The sequence below is a fragment of the Reichenbachiella agarivorans genome, assembly GCF_025502585.1.
Taxonomy (GTDB): Bacteria; Bacteroidota; Bacteroidia; order Cytophagales; family Cyclobacteriaceae; genus Reichenbachiella; species Reichenbachiella agarivorans.
The window spans coordinates 2,252,916-2,276,794 of sequence record NZ_CP106679.1; the positions used below are offsets into that span (position 1 = coordinate 2,252,916).

The following is a 23,879-nucleotide window of genomic DNA, read 5'->3' on the forward strand; positions in this document are numbered from 1 at the left end:
TTTTAGTCAATTTGTAGTGTGTTAAAAGTGTTTGTTGGAACAGTGGACAATACCTCAATATTAGACAATTGCTTGTCTCCTCTTGTATTGGATAATAGAATTTCTCCTTGCTTCTGGTAATCAGCCCAGGTAGTTGTATATGTAGGTTCAGTGTAGCTTCCGTCTGGGTAAAAGGCCCATTGAGATACCAGGTTCGTTCCTGCATCTACCCAAATATCATAAACATTCCCTAAGGTTTCGCTAGTGTTTTCAAATACCAATTGGAGTTTTTGAACATCACGTCCGTCTGAGGTTGTGTCTTCACCTAAGTAGTACAGAGTCACTCCGTTGTCTTTTAATTTGTAAGGCATAATTAACCAATATGAATCGTTGATCCAGATGTCTTTGGCAATGCTCAAATACTTTGCCAAGCTATCCGATTCAGTCATTACTTGACCATCTTTATAAATTTTACCAGTCAAATCATTGATATTGACTAAATATACATCTTCATTGTCGAGAAAATCAATTCTAACGTCTCCATTGTGTTTATCCCAAGTCAGCGTTCTGTTGTCAAAATGAGTCCACTTGAGATATTGGGTTTTGTCCCACGCTTTGCGGCCACCCATGGCAGCCATGACTTTGTCAGCGACAAATATGGCTATTGGGTCAGATCCTTCAATATTGAAACCCGGCATTGGTTCGTTGATGTCCTCAATGGCTGTTGATGTTTCGACATTGTTCTTGGGTTGAGAACATGCCCAACATAGGATAAGTATGAGAACAGTGTATCGTTGTATCATCAATTTGGTGTTTGATTCCCGAAAGATATCATAAATTGTACAAATCTGGTTTTTTGATAAGCATCCATAAGCTGACTTTTACAATTTCCCCCATGTTTTTACATTTCATGAACTTCTTTTCGTTGTAAAATTCTGCCAAATCATTCTTGAGAGAAAGAACATTTTCTGGTAGGGAGATGGTGTCTTTCATCATCACGCGTAGCAAATCAGCGACGCGATGACGCTCTACTCTGAGTCGGTTGGTGATCAGTGCTCTTTCTTCTTTTTGGTATTGGCGCACTGTTTCTGGAGTCATGTGTTTGAGACCCATTTCAATCAATGCATTGTTTTGTTTGAAGTATTGAGGAAGGTAAATGCTGCGTCGGCCTTCGTAAGATTGTTGATCAAAATCGATCGCTCTCAAGCGGTAGGATACCTCTTCGAAATCTGGTGTAATGTTGACTACAAAATTGCTCGAATGCATGTCACCTAGCAATTGTACAAAACATCGTTCGTTGAATTTTACAAATTCCTTGGCAAGTCTGATTTGATTGATGCCTTTATCTTGTAGGTGGCTTTTTATGAATTGATCACCTGGTATTCCTGCTATGTGCTCTTCTATCAAGGTATGTTTGTATGCGCCATAGCTGATTCTGTTGGGCGACAAAAGGTGTTCTAATTCTAGACCATAAATCCTAGAAGCGTCAGCATTTTTGACATAGAAATAATCGAAGTTGTCATTGATTTGATTGACAATTCGGATGCGAAATGGTTTGGTGTTTCCGTATTGGCAGATGTCCACTCTGTCAATAACCAAGTGATCCATGACGCTCAAGTCACCATCAGATTTGAGTACAGAGTATATTTTTTTAAGGTTGTAGTAGATGGATTGCATATCCGATTGAGGATAAAAAACCGTCTCCCATAGCGTGTCTTTACCAGTCTTGTCATAGAGAGGTATGGCATTGTCGTAACGTAAGAGGTCTGTGTACTCGATGGGTACATTGATTGCTCTTTGGTACTTTTGCAAATACCGTAGGAGGTCAGGACTCACCTTGAATGCTATCTTTTTCTTACTGATTATTGCCATGAGTGAAATTGAGCTAGAAGTTCAATCAGATTGAGACTTATTATATTCCTATGCAATAGCTAATATAACACCTTCACAGCGCAATGAGATGGACTAGTCTTTGAATACCAAAGAAAATTCAGTGCCTTGGTCTATGATGCTGCTGACAGTAATATTGCCATTATGTTTTCTCATGATTTGTTTGGAAAGACTGAGACCTATGCCTGATCCAGATTTTTTGGTGGTGAAAAATGGGATAAATATTTTATTGATAGCTTCTCCTTCGATCCCTGTGCCATTGTCTCGGATGGATATAAATGTCTGCTTGTACTCGTTGTATCCTACTCGGATGTGAATTTCTTTTTTCTTATTGTTTTCTGGGTTTTCTTCCAATGCTTGCATGGCATTTGTCAGCAGGTTGATAATTACTTGTTCTATTTGCTCACGATCTGCAGAGATGCAGATATCTGCAGGCTGTATCTCAGTAGAGACAATGATGTTTTGATCCTGAATGTCACGGCGCAGGAGTGTCAAAATGGTTTGAAAAAGCTCAGTGATTGAAATCGATGATCTTTTTGGAATAGGGATTCTGGTTAGATTTCTAAAGTCACTGACGAATTTGATAAGACTTTCGCTTCGTCTATGTATGGTTTGAACCGCCATGTGAAAATCTTGAATGTCGTCCTTTGATATTTCTTTGACATTGAAATTCTCATCAATGACCTGTTCTAGGTTGGATTCTACGGTAGCTGCCAAGGAAGAGATTGGGGTGACTGAATTCATGATCTCGTGAGTTAAAACCCGAATCAGGTTTTGCCAGGCATCCATTTCCTTTTCATCTAGTTCACTTTTGATATTTTGTATGGAGACCAACTTGAACTCTTCGTCTCTTCTGACAAGTTGAATCGCATAGACTGATAGCTGGATTTCCTCTCCTTTTTTGTTGATTTTAATCAAATCTCTCCCTCCTGTTTGGAGGTCTTTGAGACTGTTGACCAACTCCGGGTTCAAATCTGATAGGTCATCTATGTTGCGTACTTGATCCATGTCCAGCAGAGACTTGGCTGCCGCATTGATAATCTGAATTTTGCCCTCTTTGTTGAACGTAATGATGCCAATACCGACATGCTGAACAATGGTTCTGAGGTACTGGTATTGTGCTTCCTTTTCTGTGCGAATCTCTCTGAATTTTTTGATCACCATATTGAATCTATCATATAGGTCATCCTGAGAAGTACCCGTACGTTTCGTTGTATAGGTTTGAGTAAAATCGTCGTATTTGATAGAATCCAAGAAATGAACAAACTCCACATTTGATTTGTCCAAATACTTGATCAAAGCATAGCCTTGAGAGACAAATGCGATGAGCAACAATATCTTGGTGAGCGAGTAGGAGTCCGAATAGAATGCGTTGACGAGTAAAATACTGGTCAACAGTACGAGCCCCACCCTGATGGCGATAGAGGTTTTGAAGTTGCTATTAAAGCCCATGCTTTTCTAATCTTCTGTAGAGAGAGGCTCTGGTTAGTCCAAGTTCTTTGGCTGCTTGAGAGATGTTGCCTTGGTTTCTATCTATGGCTTTTTGAATAATGTTTTTTTCCACTTCGTCCAAATTGAATGTTTCTTCCAAAGACAGATTCTGATCTTCATTTTTGTGATTTAGGAAGAAAAAATCTTCTGGAACCAAGGTGTTTTCATCGCTCATGATAACGGCACGCTCTATGGCATGTTGTAGCTCACGAATGTTTCCAGGCCAGTGGTACTTTTGAAGTTTTTTGGTGGCATTTGAAGAGATTTTCTTCCCACCTTTTCGGTACTTTTTGCTATATATCTTGATGAAGTGATCTGCTAATAATGGGATGTCTTCGAGTCTCTCTCGCAATGAAGGCAATCTGATTTCAACTGTGTTGATTCGGTAGAGCAGGTCCTGTCTAAATGAGGAATCTTCAACCATATCATAGAGAGGCATATTGGTGGCACAAATCAGCCTGATATCCACATCTATGGTCTTGTTCGATCCTATAGGGGTGACTTGTCTGTTTTGTAGTACGGTTAGAAGCTTGGATTGCAGTGGAAGACTAAGGTTTCCGATTTCGTCTAGGAATAGAGTCCCCTTGTTGGCAATTTCAAATCGACCTTTTCGGTCATCTTTGGCGTCTGTAAAGGAACCTTTCTTATGACCAAACAATTCACTTTCGAACAGAGTCTCTGTAATGGCTCCCATATCCACTCCGACGAAAACATTGTCTCTCCTCATGGATTTCATGTAGATGGCCCGTGAGATTAACTCTTTTCCTGTTCCGTTTTCACCTAGGATGAGGATGTTGGCATCTGTTTGTGCTACTTTATCAATGATTCTGAAGACGTTTTTGATGGCTTCACTTTCTCCAATGATATCTTTGAAGGGTTGATTGATTTCTTCCTCCAATTGTTTTTTGGCTATTTTTAGTTGATCAACCTCTTTGTAGGATCGCTTAAGCCTCACGGCAGAGGTTAAAGTAGCCAGTAGCTTTTCGTTTTGCCATGGTTTGAGTACAAAATCGGTAGCACCTTCTTTGAGTGCCTTGACAGCCATCTCTACGTCTCCAAACGCAGTAATGAGAATAACTACAGCTTTGGGATCACGCTCCAAAATCTGATCTAACCAGTAAAACCCTTCTTTGCCACTTGTGATGTCTTTGCTGAAATTCATGTCTAGCAGTATGACATCATAAGTGTCATTGTTCATCAAGAAGGGGATCTTTTTAGGATTCTTTTCGATGATTACTTCTTGTGCGTGTTTTTTGAGCAGCATTTTGGCTGCAAACAATACATCTTCGTCATCATCTATGATCAGGATTTTACCAAGTTCTTTTTCCATGTTATTATTTTTAATCCAAGTGTCCAGAATTTGTGCCAAAGTGGTGAAACGTCCATAGAGAGGTGTATGGCCGTTTTGTCTCCGATGAAAAGTGTTGGACTATCCAATATCGGACAAAAAACTGTCTCAAAATCGGACATAATTTAATCTGAATTGGGCAATTCAGAACGTGTTTGAGATGAAAAGATTGAAAAGGGGTAGAGTTTAGAAATTTACTCTCTTGATTAGGTTTTGTTCCCCAGACTCTACTTTTACAACATAGATTTTCCCATTGTTGTTGTTGTTGAGGTTGTACTCAATTTCGGAATTGATGGTGTACTTTTTTTCCTCGGTCAATACCAAATTGCCAATGATGTCATAAATTTTGATATTGACATAATCAGAGGGTTGATTGACGAATATGAGTTTTATTTTTCCGTTTTCGAGTGCTTCTACGTTGTAGTCGAGGCGGTTGGGAGAAAGGCTTTTTTTATAGTTGATGCGGTTTTCTATGTTTCTAGAATAGTCTAGGGCATTTTCTTTTTCATTGACCACCTGCTGTGCCAGGGGCACAAATGACAGTGCAAAAAGTAAGATGATCAGTGAGTAATATTTTTTCATAGTGATGATTGAGTTGAATCAAGACAAGCAATATCCATTCCAACTCTTGGTGAAGAAATGAAATAATGCTTGTCTTGGTTGCCTGTGGTTTAGCTAATTTCTGCCAATTCGTAGGCTTCTGTTGGGATGCAGCTACAGTAGAGATTTCTATCTCCATATGCATTGTCGATCCGGCCAACCGAGGGCCAAAACTTGTTGGTACGAAGATACTCTATAGGATATACGGCATCTTTTCGGCTATAACCGTGATTCCAATCATCAGCCAGTGTGTGATCTGCTGTGTGAGGTGCATTTTTCAGGACATTGTCTGTCTTGTCAGCGACTCCATTTTCAATCATCCTGATCTCTTCTCTGATACTGAGCAGTGCATCACAGAATCTATCCAATTCTTCCTTAGACTCACTTTCTGTAGGCTCGATCATCAAAGTACCAGCCACAGGGAATGAAACAGTAGGGGCATGGAATCCATAGTCCATCAATCTTTTGGCGATGTCTTCTACTTCAACCCCAGCATCTTTGAACGATCTACAGTCCACGATCATTTCGTGCGCGCAACGGCCATTTTTACCACTATAGAGGATTTTGAATTCGGTTTCTAAACGAGCCTTGATATAGTTGGCATTTAAAATGGCTAGTTTGGTAGCGTTTTCTAAACCATCCGCACCCATCATGGCAATGTATCCATAAGAAATAGCTAGCACACCCGCACTACCAAATGGCGCACTGGAGACGGCTGTGATAGCCTGATCCGCTGCCATGTGTATCAATGGGTTGCCAGGAAGGAAGGGTGCCAAATGCTCTGCAACACCTATTGGGCCAATACCTGGTCCGCCACCACCATGAGGGATGGCAAAGGTTTTGTGAAGATTGAGGTGACAAACGTCTGCTCCGATGATGCCTGGGCTGGTCAAGCCAACCTGTGCATTCATGTTGGCGCCATCCATGTAGACTTGTCCACCATTTGCATGAATGATTTCACAAATTTCTACAACACTTTCTTCAAAGACCCCATGTGTAGAGGGGTAAGTGATCATGAGCGAAGACAATCTGTCTTTGTACTGTTCGGCTTTTTGCTTGAGGTCTTGCACATCAATATTGCCATTGTCGTCACATCTGACGATGATGACTTCAGTGCCTGCCATTACAGCACTGGCTGGATTGGTGCCGTGTGCTGAGGATGGGATGATTGTAATGTCTCTGTGTCCTTGACCGATAGATTCTTGATAGGCTCGAATCACCAACAGACCTGCGTACTCACCTTGCGCGCCAGAGTTGGGTTGCAATGAGACAGTATGAAAGTCTGTGATTTCGGAAAGCCATTTGGTCAAATCATCAATGATGTTGGAATATCCGCGTGTCTGAAAAGAAGGTGCAAATGGGTGAATCATGGCAAATTCAGGCCAAGTGATCGGCACCATTTCCGAAGTAGCGTTCAATTTCATCGTACAGGATCCCAATGAGATCATAGAATGAGCCAACGACAAATCTTTGTTTTCTAGATGCTTCAAATAGCGAAGCATTTCATGTTCAGATCTGTATTTGTGGAAGACTTCATGTGTCAAATATGCTGAGGTTCTCTTGAAAATGCTGTTGAACTGAATTTCAACATGATCTGCTGCTTGCAGCACCTCTTCTGGATTCACAGTGGTGTTGCTGAACTTTTGAAAAACGGCAATGATGTCTAGCAGGTCATTGGGCGTGTGTGTCTCATCAAAAGCGATGACAATGTGATTCTCAACAAAGTAATTGAAGTTGATTTTTTTAGCTTCTGCTTCAATCTTTATTTTTTCGATCAGTCCAGGGTCTACTTCGATGCTGAGCGTGTCAAAGTAGGTTTCATTGTTTTGAGTATAGCCTAGCTTTTGGATGTATTTATCTGCCAACTGAGCCAGACCGTGTACTCTTTTGGAGATGCGCTGTAAGCCTTCTGGCCCATGGTAGACGGCATATGCTCCCGCCATGACTCCTAATAGCACCTGAGCAGTACAGATATTGGAAGTTGCTTTTTCTCTTCTGATGTGCTGCTCTCTAGTTTGCAACGCCATTCTGTAGGCTTTCTTGCCATGTCTGTCAACCGATACTCCGATGATTCTGCCTGGCAGCTGTCTCTTAAACTCCTCCCTAGTGGCGAAGAAAGCTGCGTGAGGGCCTCCAAATCCCATAGGAACACCGAATCTTTGTGTGGTTCCCACGACAACATCGGCTCCCCATTCTCCAGGAGGTGTGAGGAGTGTCAAGCTAAGTAAATCTGTCGCAGCTACTATTTTGAGATCATTTTCTTGTGCAGTAGCGAATAGCTTGGAGTAGTCTTGGACATTTCCATTGGCATTGGGGTACTGCACCATCAGTCCGTAATATTCTGGTGAAGAGAGGTCAAGGGTACTGTAATCACCTATTTCCAATTCTATCCCTAGTGGTGTAGCCCGTGTTTTGAGTACGTCTAGGGTCTGTGGCAATACATTGCTGTCTACAAAATACTTGTTTGCATTCTTTTTTTCCTTCTTGCGGAGCGCAAAGAGCATCGTCATGGCTTCTGCGGCAGCCGTTCCTTCGTCCAGCAAGGAAGCATTGGCGATTTCCATGCCGGTGAGTTCACTCACCATAGTTTGAAAATTGATTAGTGCTTCCAGTCTACCTTGAGCGATCTCTGCTTGGTAAGGGGTGTATGCAGTGTACCATCCTGGATTTTCTAGGATGTTTCGTTGGATGACAGCTGGAGTGACACAACCATAGTATCCCAAACCGATGAATGACTTGAATACTTTGTTTTGATTGGCGATCTCTTTCATCGCATGAAAGTAGCTGAATTCGTCTAGGGCAGCAGGCAGTTTTAATTTACCTTTTCGTCGGATATTTTGGGGTACAGTCTCGTCGATCAACTGATCTAACGAAGCAACACCAATCGTTTGGATCATGGCTTCAATATCCTCGGAAGAGGGGCCGTTGTGACGGTTTTGGAAGTGTGTCCTTTCGTTCAAATTCGCTATCATTCTGGGTATGGGCTTATATTTTCCAAATATTATAATGGCGGCAAATTTAGACTTAAAAAGACGAATTACGAGATTCGTAATTGACTAAATCTATTAATTTTTTTGTCGGAAAGTTGTAGAGAAATGTAGTATGAGAGGGGAGTGGGAGTCGATACTTGTGGGATTAGATACCGTTGTATCTATTCCCCACAAGATCTTTTCAACCAGCTATGGAAAGAAAGACTTTTAATCCATCTTTCTGATACAATTATAACTTCTTTGATTGAGCTCTTGAACTAAATTGGATGAAGAACGGGTAATTTTCGATGAACGAGAGGATTTCATAGACGAACGCTATTTTCGTTTACTTTGCTTTTTCTTCGCAGTGGGAATTCTCTGTTTTTTGTCATGAAATGCCCCCTTATATTCTGGGTCATCTTTCTTTTTGAGGAAGTCCAGTTCTCGCAACATTACTTGTTGCTCGACAAAAGGCGTCTTTTCGATGGTCACCTCTGGTGGGACAGGGACAACTTCTATGGATCTACCAATCAACTGTTCTATTTTGTCAATGTGGTATTTCTCTGCTTGGTTACAAAAGGTCAATGCAATTCCCTTGTTGTTGGCTCGTCCTGTTCTACCGATTCTGTGGACATAGTCTTCATATATCAATGGTACATCAAAATTGATCACATGAGATACGAGTGATACGTCTAGTCCTCTAGCTGCCACGTCTGTTGCTACCAAGATTCTTGTTTCGCCTTCTTTGAACGAGTCAATAGAATTCAATCGCGTGTTTTGTGCCTTGTTGCCGTGGATTACCTTGACAGACTTGGTGATTTTTCTTTCTATGAACTTATAGATATTGTCCGCATTGGTTTTCGTCTTGACAAAAATAATGACCCGACTAAAATCTTCATTCTCGAACAGGTGATCCAGCATGTTGATCTTGGACTTGAAGTTGGGGAGATAGTAGAGTGCCTGATCTATGGTATCGACTGTGGAGGACTGAGGTGATACTTCTACTTTTTCTGGGAATTCTAGGAATTCCTCAGACAACTTGATCACACTTTCGGGCATGGTCGCTGAGAAGAGGAGATTTTGCCTCTTGACAGGGATTATTTCCAAGATTTGACGAATCTGTGGCATGAAACCCATATCCATCATTTTGTCAGCCTCATCGATGATCAGCGTTTTGATTTCTTTGGTTTTGAAAACTTGCTTTCTGTATAGATCCATGAACCTGCCTGGCGTAGCAACGATCAAGTCCATGCCGTTTTCAAACGCTTCGATCTGAACTTTGGCACCTGTCCCTCCATAGATCGCTGTATGCCTGATCTCCATGTAGGTGGCGTATTTTTTGACATTTTCTTCAATCTGAATGGCTAACTCACGGGTTGGAGCTAGGATCATTGCTCTAGGAGCATCTCCTTGTGCATACTTGAGTTTCATGAGTAGAGGCAATACGAATGCAGCAGTTTTGCCAGTACCTGTTTGAGCAATACCCATGATGTCATGTCCAGCCAAAACGAGGGGGATTGCTTTCTGCTGAATCGGTGTGGGATGTTCGTACCCTGCGTCCTTGATGGCATTTAGTATCTGCTTGTTCAACTTGAAATCGGAAAAACTTTCTACGTTATTAGCCATGAATAATTTTTTAGATGCCTGATGCGCTTATTTTTGCTTTGCAATTTATGAAATAAAAAGGTTGAAATAATGGCGAAGTATACACTGATTAAAAATGCTAAGGTGGTCAATGAAGGTGAAATCATGGCTTATGATGTACTGATCAAAGATCAAATGATAGAGAAAGTAGATGTAGGACTGAGTCATGAAACGGCCACTGTCATCGATGCGGAGGGTAAATTCTTGTTGCCTGGCGTGATAGATGACCAGGTACATTTCAGAGAACCTGGCTTGACCCACAAGGCAGAAATCTATACGGAAAGCAAAGCTGCTGTCGCTGGAGGGATTACGTCGTTTATGGAGATGCCCAATACAGTGCCGAATACGCTCACACAGGAGTTGCTACAGGACAAGTATGATATTGCGAGTCGCAAATCGCTGGCAAACTATTCTTTCTTCATGGGGGCATCCAATGACAACATAGAGGAGGTACTCAAAACCAATAAGCATGATGTCTGTGGTGTCAAGGTCTTTATGGGATCATCGACGGGCAATATGTTGGTAGATGACGAGGGGACGCTCAACAACCTGTTTTCACGGGTGGATATGTTGATCGCGGCGCATTGTGAGGATGAAGCAACCATCAAGCGAAACATGGAGATTTTCATGGAGCGATACGATGGTGAGATTCCTTTTACCGCTCATCCGCTGATTCGTAGTGAGGAGGCTTGTTATATTTCTTCTTCCAAAGCAGTGGCATTGGCCAAGAAGAACAAGACCAAATTTCACGTCCTACACATCTCTACTGCCAAAGAGACCGATCTGTTTGACAACAGTATTCCGCTCAAGGACAAGTTGATTACATCTGAGGCGTGCATACATCACATGTGGTTTTCGGATGATGATTATTTGACCAAAGGGGGTGATATCAAGTGGAATCCTGCGGTGAAGACTGCATATGATCGTGATACGGTATTTCAAGCCATGTTGGATGATAAGATAGATGTGATAGCTACTGACCATGCTCCCCATACACTCGAAGAGAAGGCCAACGGATACAGCAGTTGCCCATCTGGAGGGCCATTGGTGCAGCATGCACTGCCTGCCATGATGGAGCACTACCTCAATGGCAAGATTTCAATTGAAAGAATAGTGGAGAAGATGTGTCACAATCCTGCAATATTGTTTGAGATCGAAAAAAGGGGATATATCAGGGAAGGATATTATGCTGATTTGGTTTTGGTGGATACCTCGGACAAGTGGCGCGTAGAACGCTCCAATATCTTGTCCAAATGTGGCTGGAGCCCGTTTGAGGGACAATCCTTCCGGTCCAAAATTAGCCATACTTTTGTTTCGGGTCACTTGGCATATGAGGCTGGTAAGTTTGACGAATCCACTTGTGGAGAGCGACTTAAATTTATTAGAAAATAAATCAGAAAATAAAATGGAAATTAGTTTTGAAATGTAGTCAGCACTTTTCTATTTTTGCACTCCCATTTACAGGGATATACGGTGGTTGTAGCTCAGCTGGTTAGAGTATTGGTTTGTGGTACCAAGGGTCGCCGGTTCGAACCCGGTCATCCACCCATTAGAACAGCAACTTTGAAAAAGGTTGCTGTTTTTTTATGCCCAATTTTTTTTGGAGGGTTCAGTGAGGGTGGTTTTTGAAAAGGGAATTGAAGTTTTGATAACTGAAGATGTTTTAACCAAGCATGTGAATTGCATCTGCTTTATCTGAGCGTAGGGAGAATATTGAATTTTTATGAGTCTATCGCCCAGCTATGATGAGTGAGGATTAGAAATCACTAACCTCTCGTCTCCCACATAGCCCTGTCTGCCGACAGGCAGGCACGCCTTGATTTAAATTTAAAACTTGTGGCGGACTTTCCAATCCCCACGAAAATATTCTGACCGATGGAACCCCATTCATTCATTCATAGCGTTTGTTAGCGAGCTGTTTTTCTAAGCATTTCGATTTTTAAATTTGGTTGAATCAAGAGTTCCTCTTTCCATAATCCATCAATCTCAAATTCAGGCATGCTCTCTTTGTTCGGGTTCATGATATTAATCGTTATATTGTTGCCGTTGTACCAAGGCATGGCGATTGTGTCTTGTTCGACTTCTCCTCCAGTGTAATAGTTCGGATAAGTTCGGAAGTCCTGAATGCAGTAATCTGAGTCTAAAGTTGATACTACTAGAGTTCGGTAGTTGGAGTATTTGATGTTAAACAGCAGCAAAAATCCTTCATGGATTCTCTGCAAATACTGCAATGAAATTAGATCAATATTTTGTTCTTTCGTTGATAGTATATCGAGCGGAACATTTCCTTCTGTTAAGGTTCCTCCCTCCATTTCAATCGAAGTGTAGAAGCCACTGTACTGTTCCAGATCTGCCTTTAGGCAACCTCGATCTTCGATTCCATTGGTAAATAAAACAATCGTTAAAATTCCGATTGTAAGCTTCCCATTTTTAGGACAGCTGTAATTTATAATTATTGTCTAATACTTCAACCTTCAGAGAGTCCAAGAGGGTACCCTCTTGGACTCTCTGAAGGTTTTCTCCGAACATTTTTGGAGTAATCCTACCAAGGCTATCATGCGGGCGATGGTTATTGTAATCTTCCATCCACTTATCTACTTCTTCTCTGGCCTGGTCGATGTGCTCAAATACAAACGCATCAAACACGCCCCGGCGCAGAGAGCCATTGAACCTTTCGATGTAAGCATTCTGCGTGGGCTTGCCTGGTTGGATGTAACAAAACTCAATTTCTTGCGCATAACTCCATGTTTGGGTCATTAAGGCTATGAATTCTGGCCCATTATCCATCCTGATGCGCTTTGGTTTTCCTCTCCTATTGATCAGGTGGTTCAGTACCCAGATCACTCGACTGCTTTTTAGTGAAAAATCTACTTCTATATGCAATGCCTCTCTGTTTGCATCATCCATTACGTTGAAACTTCTGATTTTTCGACCATTTACCAATCTATCCTGCATAAAGTCTATTGACCATGTATGATTAAGGTGATTCGGAGCCTCAAGATGCTGCTTGGACCTAGCGGGGAGACGTTTCTTCTTCTTGACCCTTAAGGATAGCCCCAGAGCTTTGTAAACCCTATATACCCTTTTATGATTCCAATGCTTGCCCTCTAGTCTAAGGCGGCCATAAGCCTTCCAAAAACCTTCTCTGGGAAATTGTGCAGCCTTATCATTCAAAGCCACTTCAATCGGGGTGTCATCCTTTTGGGGTTTATAATACATCACCGACCTAGACACATCCATTACACGGCACGCCCTGTTGATACCGTATTTAGGCAGCTCTTTACTAATCCTACGCTTATCACAGGGCTTTAGAGCTTTTTTTCTATGATCTCTTTGGCCATCTGGTGATCCAATGCCAGCTCAGCATACATACGCTTTAGTTTGGCATTCTCCTCCTCCAGAGCCTTCAAACGCTTCAGGTCTGAGGCTTCCATGCCGCCATACTTCTTGCGCCAATTATATAGCGTGCCTTGGCTTATACCATGATGGCGGCATACCTCTTGTGCCGATTTACCTTGTTCAAATTCCTTGAGAATCTTAACGATTTGCTGGGGACTAAATGTACTCTTCTTCATTTCTACAGTTTAAATCTATTCATTTTTAAACTGTCCTGTTTTTGGGGAAGCTTACAATTTCATGCTTCTAAATGCTCTCTAACGTCTATGTATGGTGAGTGCGCTCACACTCTCCAATATCACTAAAGTATCGAATTGCAGAGAAAGTTGAAAGAAGCTTGAAAGCGCATTCACTATACATTTTGTTAGGTTTTCGTGTTTTTCGTTCTGGGTAGTTCTTCTCGGTTTACCACAGTGCGTTGGCTCAGACACACTTATTGACAAGCTTTGGATTGCGCGGTGGCTTTGAGCGGCTTGGCAATGTGTGTGGCTGTTGAGCGTTGGCATTAGTTCTTTACTTCAATTATTTCCACAAAATTGTCAAGATTACCAACCTTTACAATGTTACCAACGGAATGTCCAAGAATTGATACGGCTAATGGTGATTTCATACTGATTTTTTGAATTCCATTAGATAATTCATTCTTGTTAGCTGTCTCAACGATATGTACTTTAATATCCTTGCCGTTGTTCATATATTTTACCTTGACTTTACTTCCTAAGTTGATTTCATCTTTAAAAAGCTTGGCTTGTTTTTCTTCTTTCTTTTCAATGGTTTTTATTGTCGCAACTTCATTGTCTGTGTCGGTAATTGTTGATTGAGCAACATAATTTTCAACCATTTGAAACTCGTCTGTGAATGCAAATGATGTTTTAGAATGGTCAGCTAAATTATAGTCGTTTCTTGACTCAACATTTCTGATAAATTCAATTAAACGCTTGGTTTCCTTTTGAGGATTTCTCCACCAATTTGTACTCCAAATTCTATGAAATACAAAACCGTGGCTTTCAAGAATTTTTTGTCTGTGTCGGTCGTGTAAATATGCTTCTCTACTTGAATGATACTTTGCACCATCACATTCAATCGCAATCTTAGGCACTCCTGCAATTTTCGGGTCGTAAACAATATCAATTCGGAACTCAGAAACCTTCATTTGCGGAATTAGTTTTGATTCGTCCACTTCATCAACTAAACGCTGATAAACTTCTTCTTCAAAAGGTGATTCTAACTCTCCAAAATTGCCGACATTGAAAGAGGTGCTTTTTGTAGAATTTTCGCTAAGTGCAGTTAGGACTCCTATTCTTGAATCATTATTGCCTTCACTGACAGCTTTACTGTATGCTAAGTATGCGAAGAAAACTGCTCTCTTGTTGTTCGACCCCTCAGTTATTAAAAAGTCTTTGTAATTCATAAATGCCATTTCTGGTACGGATGAACAGACGTAAACTTTATACTTTGCTCTTGTGATAATTACGTTTAAAAGCTTGTAGCCTTTGGAATGATTAATCGGGCCAAAGCGCTGTGCAAATTTCTCGTCTTTTCCTGGGCCGTAAGTAGTTGATAGAATAATAACATCTCGTTCATCTCCTTGAATATTTTCCAAATTCTTGATGAACATTCCGTTTTCTTCTAATTCTTGAATTTTAGCATTGAACTCTTCAAACTTTGAGAATTTTTGCCTTTCTAATATTTTGCTCTTTATGTGATTTCGTTGAGCAATATTAAACGTTGCGATTCCAACCGTTGGATATTCTCCATTTGGTAGTCGATTTATATTGTTCTCAAGTATTGATAAAACCATTTCAGTTTCTGCATCATTGATGTGGTCTGAAAAGGTTCCATTTACTTGAATATACTTTATTGGCGTATAATCAAATGTATTAGGTAGTGGCTTAAGTCTTTGATTATAAAAGGCGTAGTTTGAAAAATCTATGAGATAGGGATGCCTTGACCTATAATGAAAATCAAGGTGTCGCTTCTCAAAGTTGAGTTCTGAACCAAAGTCTAAAAGGGATTCACAGGATAAAAGAATGTTATCTCTGTCTACTACAATTTCATCTTCTTCATCAATGTCGTCTTCGTCTTCAATTGTACCATCAAAGACTTTACTAAAGTAATTTGAAGGTGGCATTTGGTGTTCATCACCTGCAATTATTATCTGCTTTCCTTTCAAAATTGCTGGCAAGTTGTCTTCTAAACGTAATTGACTGGCTTCATCAAACATTACAATGTCAAAATATCCATTCATCCCTTTGAATAGGTTACTTGCGACATCAGGCGAGGTTAGAATTATTGGGAAAAAGGTCGTGAACAAATCAGCGTCATATTGTACTATTTGGCGTAATGAAAGACGCTTAAATCGGTTGCTACTTCGCTTATTGTACAAATTTTCAACTGAGAGATTCGAGTTTCGCTGTTCAAAATCTCTTGTTGTGTCAATTTGCTTTGAGAACCAAAATTCACGGATATATTTCAATTGCTCTTTCTCTAAACCACCCAAAGTGCCATTTAGCTCTATATGTTCAGAGTCATTTGTCGGCAAATGAACGTTTGCGGAATTTATGAGCATTGAGTTTAGATAATGAACTAGAAAGGACTTTCGCCAATCCTTTTTAACCTTCAATTCATTAACAAGAAGTTTAGCTTCATTAGACAGACCATTATAAAATTGAAACCATTTAAATTCTGTGGTAAAAATGTCATTTTCATTGTTGAAATAATTATTCTTCTCTTGAATGATTTTCTCAACAGCCTTAATGAAACCCTTGAATTCATTGGCTTGAATTTTATGAGCTGTCCAACTATCTGACTTAATTTTCTCGCTAAGTCGAGAGCAATAGTCTTTCAGTGATATTAAAGTTTCTGTCTGATATTCTGGTGTTGAAAACCCTAATACATCAATGGAATCATATTCATTCTCAATTTTGGATTGAAAATCGGAGCTAGTCTGCTCTATTAGATTGTTGGCTTCATCAATCCTTTTCAGATTACTTTTAATGGATTGAGAAATTTGAAAATCTTTAAGGTCAGCACATTTTGAATAATGGTTTGTAAGACTTGTAAAAAGGCTTTGGATTTCCTTTTGGTCTTGAACGACCTTCTTTTTTGGTTGAGAGAAGATTGTTAAGGCTTTGTACAGTAATCCATTAGTTTTTTCTTCATTAAGAAAATCCGGATTCGCTTTGTGTTCTGCATAAATGGCATTAATCGAATTTTGAATCTGTTTTCCGCTTTGGATTTGCTCAGAAAGCTCCGTTTTTCTTAGTTTAAAATACTCGCTTTTATATTTTGATTCGAGCTCACAGACCTTTTGAAGAGACTTTTCGTATTCTTCAAATGAATCGTTGATTCCTTGCTCAATAACATACGGATTGTCTCCAACTAATTTTTTTGAGTTTAGAAATGAAGCCGAATCATACGTTTGATAATTTGAATAGAGACTTTGGCCTTTCTGGACTATTTCTAAAAGTCCGTTTAATTCTTGTGAATTATACTTGAATTGAGATTTGTCAATGTTTAAAGTATGGTTTTCATCAGTCCCATTAAGTTCGGATAGCAACGTTCCGACTATATCAGTCCAAGATTTATTGCCTAGAATTTTCTCATCAAGCTTTTTATGCTTTCCATTAATTGATTCAATTAAAGTTTTGGCCTTTTTTATAAGATTGTCAAGTGATTCTTTGGAATATGTGTAACGGTATCTTCGATATGACGAATTATCAACTCTGTCTCTGACGGAATCAACGACTGTTTTACGGTCTTTAACTATATCTCGAATAAGAACACAGTGATAGTTTAAGCCTTTGTCAATTAGTGCATTATGTAAAACTTCTAAAGCCGTTCTCTTTTCACAAACAACTATTGTTTTTCTGTGATTCTCTAATGCGTTGATTAGAATTGCCGATAAGGTCTGACTTTTGCCTGTCCCTGGAGGACCTTGAATCAATATATTTCTCGTTGCTTCTAGGGAATGTAGGATGCCTTGTTGTGATGGGTCTGTTTCTACTGATGAAATGGGTTGAAAAGTATGATTTTCTAAATCGTCAAGGTCAATAGATAAACCTTCCAAATCCATTAACTTACCATAGTCGTTTATGATATTTTGTTTTTGAACTTCAAATATTGAGAACAAACCCCCAAAGTCAATTAGCGCATTAGTGGAATTTATAGGAAGTTTTTCGTAATGATTTTTGTCGCCAATTGAAACCACATTATCAAGTTTCTTGATAAATGCATCTTTGATGTCGGAAGAAACGGAAGTATTGATTTCCTTAATGAGTTTTACACAAATTTCGAGCAGTTCATCCTTTGTGATAAGCCCATCATCTAACATTTCGCTTGGAATCTGCTCAATCTCAATGTTTGAATCCGATTGTAAATGATTGATTAAAACTTCATTCAAATAAATCGGGTCGTCTTCATTTCTGTTAATTTCCCAAGTATTGAATTCTTTGGTTCTTTTTATTCGTAACGACCAAATTAGAATAGGTGCAACCGTGAGTTTGTTGTCTGATTGGTCTCGTCTGACAAGAATTGGAAAACCGAATCCAAAGGTGTTGATTCCTTTTTCTGATTCAATCGCTTCTGTCTGATTTATTAAATTTTCAAAGGATTTTGTGATTCTGACTAATTGCGTTTGGTCTTCTTCAAAAAGTGTATTTAAGTCTGGAACATTGTCCTTCCAACTAATTCTGAACTTTAGCGGTTGTTCTGAAAGTAATGCGTTTATGAAATTGTCAGGAAGATTCTTGTCAATATTAGAAAGTCTGTTTAGGTCAAACTTGTATCTTGAATTTGCAGGTATGGCATTTAGGTGCACGCCCCTGCGATTACCTATTTTCAGTCTCCTTTGAAGTTCATTTAATAATTTTTCTGTCAATTCCATTATTCTTCCTTAGTGCGTTTGCCAAAATTCAAGCTCTTTTGGTTTTTTAGCGTTGGCTTTGCGTGTTGGCAAAAACCAAATGTGCCTGAATGTGCGGTTGGTTTTCTACGTCACGGCATGAAACCTAACATTTGAGTATGCGGACAAAAGTTCCGCATACTTGCCCTATGGCATGAGTAAATCTAAGTTCTTTAATTTGTCGATAAGGTAGCTTTCTTCACTCATGCCTCCTACCAAAATTAACACCTCAACCTCATATTTGACCAAAAGATGGAATGCTTTGTAGTATTCATCAATGAAATATACCCAAATCTAGGGAGATGATTTGGGTGGTTAAGAAGACGTTCCCCTGACTAACCGTTACCACAGCTCCATGGTAACGTTATCTCGACCTAATTGTAACGTTACCTCAGCCTCCTTGTAACGTTACCTCGGACTTCTGGTAACGTTACCTCCATGCCACGGTAACGCTACCGTGAACCCTCTTCTATTATTATGCCGATATCCGAAGGTTTAGGGGTTGTTTACTGGCTCAAGTGTGTTTTTAGGTATGCACAGTGTGAAGGTGTTGCCTTTGCGATTGGGTCTGGTGTCTAGGTCTATGTCTCCACCGATGAGGCTGGCTCTGGCACTCATGTTTTTCCAGCCATAGCCATGGCCCAGTAGTAGCTGAGATGCATCGAACCCCATGCCATTGTCCTCTATCATCAGTAGACTTTCATCCTCATCTTGTATGATCTGTATGGTCACTTCTGTGGCATCAGCGTATTTTAGGATGTTGTTGAGCCATTCTTGACAGATTCGGTACACAGAGATAGAAAAGTCGCCTGAGGGATAGGTTTCACTGCCATCTGTGATCAGTTCAATCTGTGTCTTGCCAACGGCATTGATGCGGTCTGTCAATTCTCGAATCGCAGCGACCAGACCTGCAGATTGCAACGATTGTGGCATCAGGTCAAAGCAAACATTCTTGAGCTCCTTGTACATATCAGAGAGGGTGTCAGAGCAGAGGGCATAGCTTTCGTCTCGCTCATTGGGAAGTAAATCTGGTTGTGCTTGGAGCTTCCCGATGGACAAGTTGACCACCGAGATGAGTTGGCCCAAGTTGTCGTGGAGGTCTTTGGCAAAGCGACTTCTTTCTTTCTCTTGTGATTGAATGGAAGCAGCGAGCGAAGCTTTTTTGATTCTCAGGTCTGCTGCGGTAGCCAATATTTTTTGTTTTTTGATCAAACTACTTCTGATAAAATAGGCTAGGATCACCAAAAGTATGGATAGCAAACCTAGGGCAGTGATCAGGATGGTCTTTTGTTCGTTTTGTGCGGTCTGGAGTTCTATCTCTTGTTTTTGCAAGCGGATGGTGGATTCTTTCTCCTTGACCTGAAACTGTATTTCTAGATTGGCAATTTGTTTGGCTTTGGTCTGGTTGAGCAGACTATCTGCGATGTGGTTGTATGCTTTGAGTGTGGATAGCGAAAGCGCAAGTTTGCCTTGTTTTTCCTGAATGATTTGAAGTGATTCGAGGGCATCTTTCAGACTGGGCAACAGTTGGTGTTGGGTAGATAACTCTCTCGCCTCCGTAGCGTAATCCAAGGCTTCCATTAATTTATTTTGTTGACTAGATAAGTTGGCCAAGTTGACGAGCGTGTTGACTAGGCTCTCATGGTCCTCTACCAACCTGCTGAATCTTGCGGCCTCTTGGTAGTATTCTCTGGCTTTGTCGTATTGATGAATATCCTCCATCACCAAGCCCAGATTGGAAAAGGAAATAGACAGGGAGTTCCAGTCTTCTTGTGCCTGAAAGACCAAGATGCTTCTTTCCAATACTTGGATGGCCTCTGGATAGCGCTGTAGGTGATAATACAGTCCTCCGATCGTCTGATCAGATTGTGCTATGAAGGAACTGTCTGCAATTTCAATTCTAATTTCTTTGGCTTTGAGGGCATATTCCAGGCTTTTTTCATACTCCTGCATGTCCAAATAGACCAAGGCGATGTTGTGTTGGGGATTGGAGATAGCGTACAGGTTGTCGCTGTATTTTGCTTGGTCAAGGGACAAATGGTAGGATTGGATGGCTGCTTCAAAACTGCCAATGCGTTGGTTGATCAGGCCGAGTAGGTTGTAGATGCTGGCTTGGCCGTAGTGGTTGTCGATGGATTGGTATTGTGTCAATGCTTGTTGACTGAGTGTGATTGCATCAGGATATTCGCTCAGCAGGTAGTAGATCATGGCCTTGTAATACAACACATCGGCTGTCAACTGCACTGAGGAAAGCTGTGTAGACAATCGCTCTGCCGAGTCCAATGCCTGCATGGCCTTCCTAGGTTCGGAGAACTTCAAGCTCCAGGCCAGAGATTGCAAGGATCGGATGGTCAGCGAGTCCTTGTTGATCGTGGGTTCTGAGTGTGCAGCGATGGAGAAACTAAGAATAAGGAGTATCAGGAAAGAGCGATGATAGGGCATGAATCGTTTTGGTTAAATCAAGGAATGCACTTGGGTTGGTCATGATTCCATCAGTTATCCAATATTGAGTATTTATTAGCTGAAATGCCAATTTTGGGAGCAACAATTGGAAGAGAAGAAAGGGATGGAAATGGACTTGTTCTTTCTTTGATCCAACTATTCAGGGGGGCTTTTGTCCCAATTGTGATTGGTAATCTGCCGTTCGGCTAATTTATTTCACCATCTGTGTGTAATTTTTGAACTTTCATTCACCATCTAAAAAGCATTATTATGCCACTAGTCATTGCGCTGCTTGGAATCGTAGCTCTTTTATTGTTAATTATTTTTTTGCGACTCAATGCCTTTATTGCTTTTGTCATCGTGTCCTTATTGGTGGGGTTGTTTCAAGGAATGCCTCTTGATGAAGTCGCCTCGTCTATTCAAAATGGGATTGGAGGGACCTTAGGGTTTTTGATTATCATCTTAGGGTTTGGTGCGATGCTGGGCAAGTTGGTGGCGGACAGTGGCGCAGCACAGCGGATCACCTCATCTTTGGTCAGTTTCTTTGGGACTAAAAATATTCAGTGGGCGGTGGTTCTTACGGGATTCATTGTAGGTATCCCTATGTTCTACTCGGTTGGGTTTGTGATTTTGGTACCGTTGGTATTTGCTGTGGCACATACGACCAAGCTGCCTTTGTTGTATGTGGGTTTGCCGATGTTGGCATCTCTGTCTGTGACACATGGTTATTTGCCACCGCATCCAGCACCCTCGGCGATCGCAGTGATGTTTGAGGCAGATTTGGGACTCACCCTGCTGTATGGAATTGTTGCGGCCATACCTGCGATTATTTTGGCTGGACCTTTGTTTTCGAGGACACTCAAACACATCAACCCAAAACCACCCAAAGACCTTTTCAATACTGAGGTCATTCCTGAGGAGAAGCTCCCCAGTCTATTCGTCAGTATCACTACTGCGTTGTTTCCTTTGATTTTGATTGGCTCATCGGCCATCATTCAGATTGTAGCGACACCTGATAGCTGGATTTACATATGGTCGGGCTATTGGGGCAATCCTCTCTTGGCGATGCTCTTGTCGGTATTGGTGGCGATCTATACGCTGGGGATACAGCGAGGCAAAGACATGACGCAGGTGATGGACAGTCTAGTACAGGCGGTCTCTGGGATCACGATGATTCTTTTGATCATCGGAGGTGCGGGGGCTTTGAAGCAGGTGTTGACTGATAGTGGGGTGAGTGACTACATTGGAGGATTGCTCAAGGAATCTACCCTGTCCCCTCTGCTGTTGGCTTGGTGCATCGCTGCTGCGATTAGAGTCTGTGTAGGTTCGGCGACTGTAGCTGGCTTGACTACCGCTGGGATTTTGTTGCCCGTGCTGAGTCAGTCTGGTGTATCGGGTGAACTGATGGTTTTAGCAATTGGTTCGGGTAGCTTGATGTTTTCTCATGTCAATGACAGTGGCTTTTGGATGTTCAAAGAATACTTTAATTTGACCATCAAAGAAACCCTATCTACTTGGACGGTCATGGAAACAATCGTATCAGTGACAGGATTGGTTAGTGTATTGATTTTACAAAACCTTATATAAATGGATTTAGTCAAAAGAATCAAAGAATTGAATTTGGAATTGCCACCTGCACCTCCCCCAGGTGGAGTCTATCGCCCCCTTGTTGTCGTGGGTAAGATGCTGTACGTGTCAGGCCATGGACCGGTGAAGATGGATGCCAGCTTGATCAAGGGCAAAGTAGGTTCTGTTTTAGACAAGGATGAAGCCAAATTGGCTGCCAGACAAGTCGGTTTGACCATGCTTTCTACACTGATCAAGCACCTTGATAGTCAATATGAAATCAAAAGGATGGTAAAAGTGCTAGGCATGGTCAATAGTGAACCGGACTTCTTTGATCAGCCCTACGTGATGAATGGTTTTTCGGAGTTGATGGCTGAGGTATTTGGAGAAGAAAATGGCCTAGGCGCACGTAGTGCAGTGGGTATGATCCTGCCAGGCAATATTCCAGTGGAAGTTGAGGCTATCTTCGAACTTTATTAACTTTTCATTTTCAACCTGTCTATCAACGAGCCGATTTTGAACTTTAAACTTTTAACTTTCAACTTATGACTCAAACCATGAACTGGTACGAAATTGAAGATCAAAGCGAGCTCAGTACGCCAGCGTTGGTCATCTATCCAGATAGAATCAAGCAAAATATCGAAACCATGATCGCCATCGCAGGTGGAGTGGAGCGATTGAGACCGCATGTGAAAACCCACAAGATGACCGAAATCATCCATTTGCAGATGGATTATGGCATTAGAAAATTCAAATGTGCTACGCTGGTAGAGGCTGAAATGTGCGCACAATGTGGTGCCCAAGATGTATTGATGGCCTATCAAATGGTGGGAACCAATGTTGGTTTGTATCTTGATATGATCGAGCGATATCCTGCGACTCGGTTTTCTTCCTTGATAGACAATGAGTACAGCTGGCAGGAATTATCTGCCTCGGCAGACAAGCGTGGTAGGGTGGTAGATGTCTACATGGACATCAACAGCGGGATGAATCGCACAGGCATTCTATTGGGAGCAGGAGCAATGAATTTGTATCAGAGAATGACAAACGATCCGCAAGTGCATATCAAGGGATTGCATGTCTATGATGGGCACATTCACGACTCAGATTTGAACATGAGGACACAGAGATGCAAAAAGGAGTTTGCCAAGGTGGAGCAGTTTGTCACAGAAATGAAAGCCTTGGGTATGGATTTACCAATAGTAGTGGCTGGAGGTTCGCCTTCCTTTCCGATCCATGCACAGTCAGCCGATCGAGAATTGAGTCCGGGGACGACTTTGTTATGGGATAGCGGATATGGTCAGTCATTTGCAGACATGGAATTCTTGCCTGCTGCAGTGTTGGTGACACGGGTGATCAGCCAACCTACTGTTGCCAGCGCATGTTTGGATTTGGGACATAAATCTGTGGCTTCTGAAATGCCCCACCCAAGGGTTCTACTTTTGGGTCTCCCTAAATATGAAGCGCTCAATCATAGTGAAGAGCACTTGGTGATCTCAAACGAGTCAATCCATCTGCGAATGGGACAATTGTGCTATGCAGTGCCACAGCATATTTGCCCAACTGTAGCACTGCATGAGCAGGTATATGTAGTAGAAAATCACCGTGTAACAGGCCAATGGAAAGTAGCGGCTAGAAAAAGATATTGATA

General features: G+C 41.3%; 15 protein-coding genes and 1 tRNA gene. 5 read left to right on the forward strand and 11 right to left on the reverse strand.

Features of this window, described 5'->3' with window-relative positions:
- Positions 1-2: 2 nt before the first annotated feature.
- The 7 genes from N6H18_RS09385 to N6H18_RS09415 form a co-directional block, all read right to left on the reverse strand.
- Complete coding sequence (locus N6H18_RS09385) at positions 3-782, reverse strand: hypothetical protein (protein WP_262308013.1); 780 nt, start codon at positions 780-782, stop codon at positions 3-5.
- 28 nt (positions 783-810) lie between these two features.
- Positions 811-1,851 (reverse strand): hypothetical protein, encoded by a 1,041-nt coding sequence (locus tag N6H18_RS09390; protein ID WP_262308014.1) that lies wholly within the window; start codon positions 1,849-1,851, stop codon positions 811-813.
- 93 nt (positions 1,852-1,944) lie between these two features.
- The gene (locus tag N6H18_RS09395) at positions 1,945-3,321 is read right to left on the reverse strand and encodes a sensor histidine kinase (RefSeq protein ID WP_262308015.1); all 1,377 of its coding nucleotides are present in this window, start codon (positions 3,319-3,321) and stop codon (positions 1,945-1,947) included.
- Complete coding sequence (locus N6H18_RS09400; protein WP_262308016.1) at positions 3,311-4,690, reverse strand: sigma-54-dependent transcriptional regulator; 1,380 nt, start codon at positions 4,688-4,690, stop codon at positions 3,311-3,313. Before N6H18_RS09400 ends, N6H18_RS09395 begins: the two co-directional genes overlap by 11 nt.
- A 204-nt stretch (positions 4,691-4,894) precedes the next feature.
- The gene (locus N6H18_RS09405; protein ID WP_262308017.1) at positions 4,895-5,290 is read right to left on the reverse strand and encodes a T9SS type A sorting domain-containing protein; all 396 of its coding nucleotides are present in this window, start codon (positions 5,288-5,290) and stop codon (positions 4,895-4,897) included.
- Positions 5,291-5,379: 89 nt separating this feature from the next.
- Positions 5,380-8,280 (reverse strand): aminomethyl-transferring glycine dehydrogenase, encoded by a 2,901-nt coding sequence (gcvP, locus tag N6H18_RS09410; RefSeq protein WP_262308018.1) that lies wholly within the window; start codon positions 8,278-8,280, stop codon positions 5,380-5,382.
- 333 nt (positions 8,281-8,613) lie between these two features.
- Positions 8,614-9,903 carry a DEAD/DEAH box helicase gene (locus N6H18_RS09415; RefSeq protein WP_262308019.1) on the reverse strand — a complete coding sequence of 430 codons (1,290 nt, stop codon included), beginning with the start codon at positions 9,901-9,903 and terminating at the stop codon, positions 8,614-8,616.
- A gap of 69 nt (positions 9,904-9,972) precedes the next feature.
- Between N6H18_RS09415 and N6H18_RS09420 the strand changes: the two genes are divergently transcribed.
- Both N6H18_RS09420 and N6H18_RS09425 read left to right on the forward strand, forming a co-directional pair.
- Positions 9,973-11,313, forward strand: a complete 1,341-nt coding sequence (locus N6H18_RS09420; protein ID WP_262308020.1) for a dihydroorotase — start codon at positions 9,973-9,975, stop codon at positions 11,311-11,313.
- Positions 11,314-11,394: 81 nt separating this feature from the next.
- Positions 11,395-11,468, forward strand: a tRNA-His gene (locus tag N6H18_RS09425).
- Positions 11,469-11,828: 360 nt separating this feature from the next.
- Here N6H18_RS09425 and N6H18_RS09430 read toward each other — a convergent pair.
- The 4 genes from N6H18_RS09430 to N6H18_RS09445 form a co-directional block, all read right to left on the reverse strand.
- On the reverse strand, positions 11,829-12,233 hold the full coding sequence (locus N6H18_RS09430) for a hypothetical protein (protein ID WP_262308021.1): 405 nt from the start codon (positions 12,231-12,233) through the stop codon (positions 11,829-11,831).
- 118 nt (positions 12,234-12,351) lie between these two features.
- Positions 12,352-13,496 (reverse strand): IS3 family transposase gene (locus tag N6H18_RS09435; RefSeq protein ID WP_262308022.1). Its coding sequence is split into 2 segments (ribosomal slippage): positions 12,352-13,235 and positions 13,235-13,496, totalling 1,146 coding nucleotides; the frame shifts between segments, so codons are not numbered across the junction.
- A gap of 326 nt (positions 13,497-13,822) precedes the next feature.
- Positions 13,823-18,202: an AAA domain-containing protein gene (locus N6H18_RS09440; RefSeq protein ID WP_262308023.1), complete on the reverse strand. Its 4,380-nt coding sequence runs from the start codon at positions 18,200-18,202 to the stop codon at positions 13,823-13,825.
- Positions 18,203-18,715: 513 nt separating this feature from the next.
- Positions 18,716-20,662: a tetratricopeptide repeat-containing sensor histidine kinase gene (locus N6H18_RS09445; protein WP_262308024.1), complete on the reverse strand. Its 1,947-nt coding sequence runs from the start codon at positions 20,660-20,662 to the stop codon at positions 18,716-18,718.
- A 270-nt stretch (positions 20,663-20,932) separates the two neighbouring features.
- Between N6H18_RS09445 and N6H18_RS09450 the strand changes: the two genes are divergently transcribed.
- From N6H18_RS09450 to N6H18_RS09460, 3 genes are all read left to right on the forward strand, one after another.
- Complete coding sequence (locus N6H18_RS09450) at positions 20,933-22,249, forward strand: gluconate:H+ symporter (RefSeq protein ID WP_262308025.1); 1,317 nt, start codon at positions 20,933-20,935, stop codon at positions 22,247-22,249.
- Positions 22,250-22,708, forward strand: coding sequence for a RidA family protein (locus N6H18_RS09455; RefSeq protein WP_262308026.1), 459 nt, complete (start codon positions 22,250-22,252; stop codon positions 22,706-22,708). It abuts the gene before it with no gap.
- A gap of 65 nt (positions 22,709-22,773) precedes the next feature.
- On the forward strand, positions 22,774-23,877 hold the full coding sequence (locus N6H18_RS09460) for a D-TA family PLP-dependent enzyme (RefSeq protein ID WP_262308027.1): 1,104 nt from the start codon (positions 22,774-22,776) through the stop codon (positions 23,875-23,877).
- Positions 23,878-23,879: the final 2 nt, after the last annotated feature.

Coding starts and splice junctions, on each gene's coding strand:
- N6H18_RS09450 (WP_262308025.1), top strand. CDS start 20,933: ATGCCACTAGTCATTGCGCTGCTTGGAATCGTAGCTCTTTTATTGTTA.
- N6H18_RS09395 (WP_262308015.1), bottom strand. CDS start 3,321: ATGGGCTTTAATAGCAACTTCAAAACCTCTATCGCCATCAGGGTGGGG.
- N6H18_RS09430 (WP_262308021.1), bottom strand. CDS start 12,233: ATGGAGGGAGGAACCTTAACAGAAGGAAATGTTCCGCTCGATATACTA.
- N6H18_RS09385 (WP_262308013.1), bottom strand. CDS start 782: ATGATACAACGATACACTGTTCTCATACTTATCCTATGTTGGGCATGT.
- gcvP (WP_262308018.1), bottom strand. CDS start 8,280: ATGATAGCGAATTTGAACGAAAGGACACACTTCCAAAACCGTCACAAC.
- N6H18_RS09455 (WP_262308026.1), top strand. CDS start 22,250: ATGGATTTAGTCAAAAGAATCAAAGAATTGAATTTGGAATTGCCACCT.
- N6H18_RS09405 (WP_262308017.1), bottom strand. CDS start 5,290: ATGAAAAAATATTACTCACTGATCATCTTACTTTTTGCACTGTCATTT.
- N6H18_RS09445 (WP_262308024.1), bottom strand. CDS start 20,662: ATGCCCTATCATCGCTCTTTCCTGATACTCCTTATTCTTAGTTTCTCC.
- N6H18_RS09390 (WP_262308014.1), bottom strand. CDS start 1,851: ATGGCAATAATCAGTAAGAAAAAGATAGCATTCAAGGTGAGTCCTGAC.
- N6H18_RS09420 (WP_262308020.1), top strand. CDS start 9,973: ATGGCGAAGTATACACTGATTAAAAATGCTAAGGTGGTCAATGAAGGT.
- N6H18_RS09415 (WP_262308019.1), bottom strand. CDS start 9,903: ATGGCTAATAACGTAGAAAGTTTTTCCGATTTCAAGTTGAACAAGCAG.
- N6H18_RS09400 (WP_262308016.1), bottom strand. CDS start 4,690: ATGGAAAAAGAACTTGGTAAAATCCTGATCATAGATGATGACGAAGAT.
- N6H18_RS09460 (WP_262308027.1), top strand. CDS start 22,774: ATGACTCAAACCATGAACTGGTACGAAATTGAAGATCAAAGCGAGCTC.
- N6H18_RS09440 (WP_262308023.1), bottom strand. CDS start 18,202: ATGGAATTGACAGAAAAATTATTAAATGAACTTCAAAGGAGACTGAAA.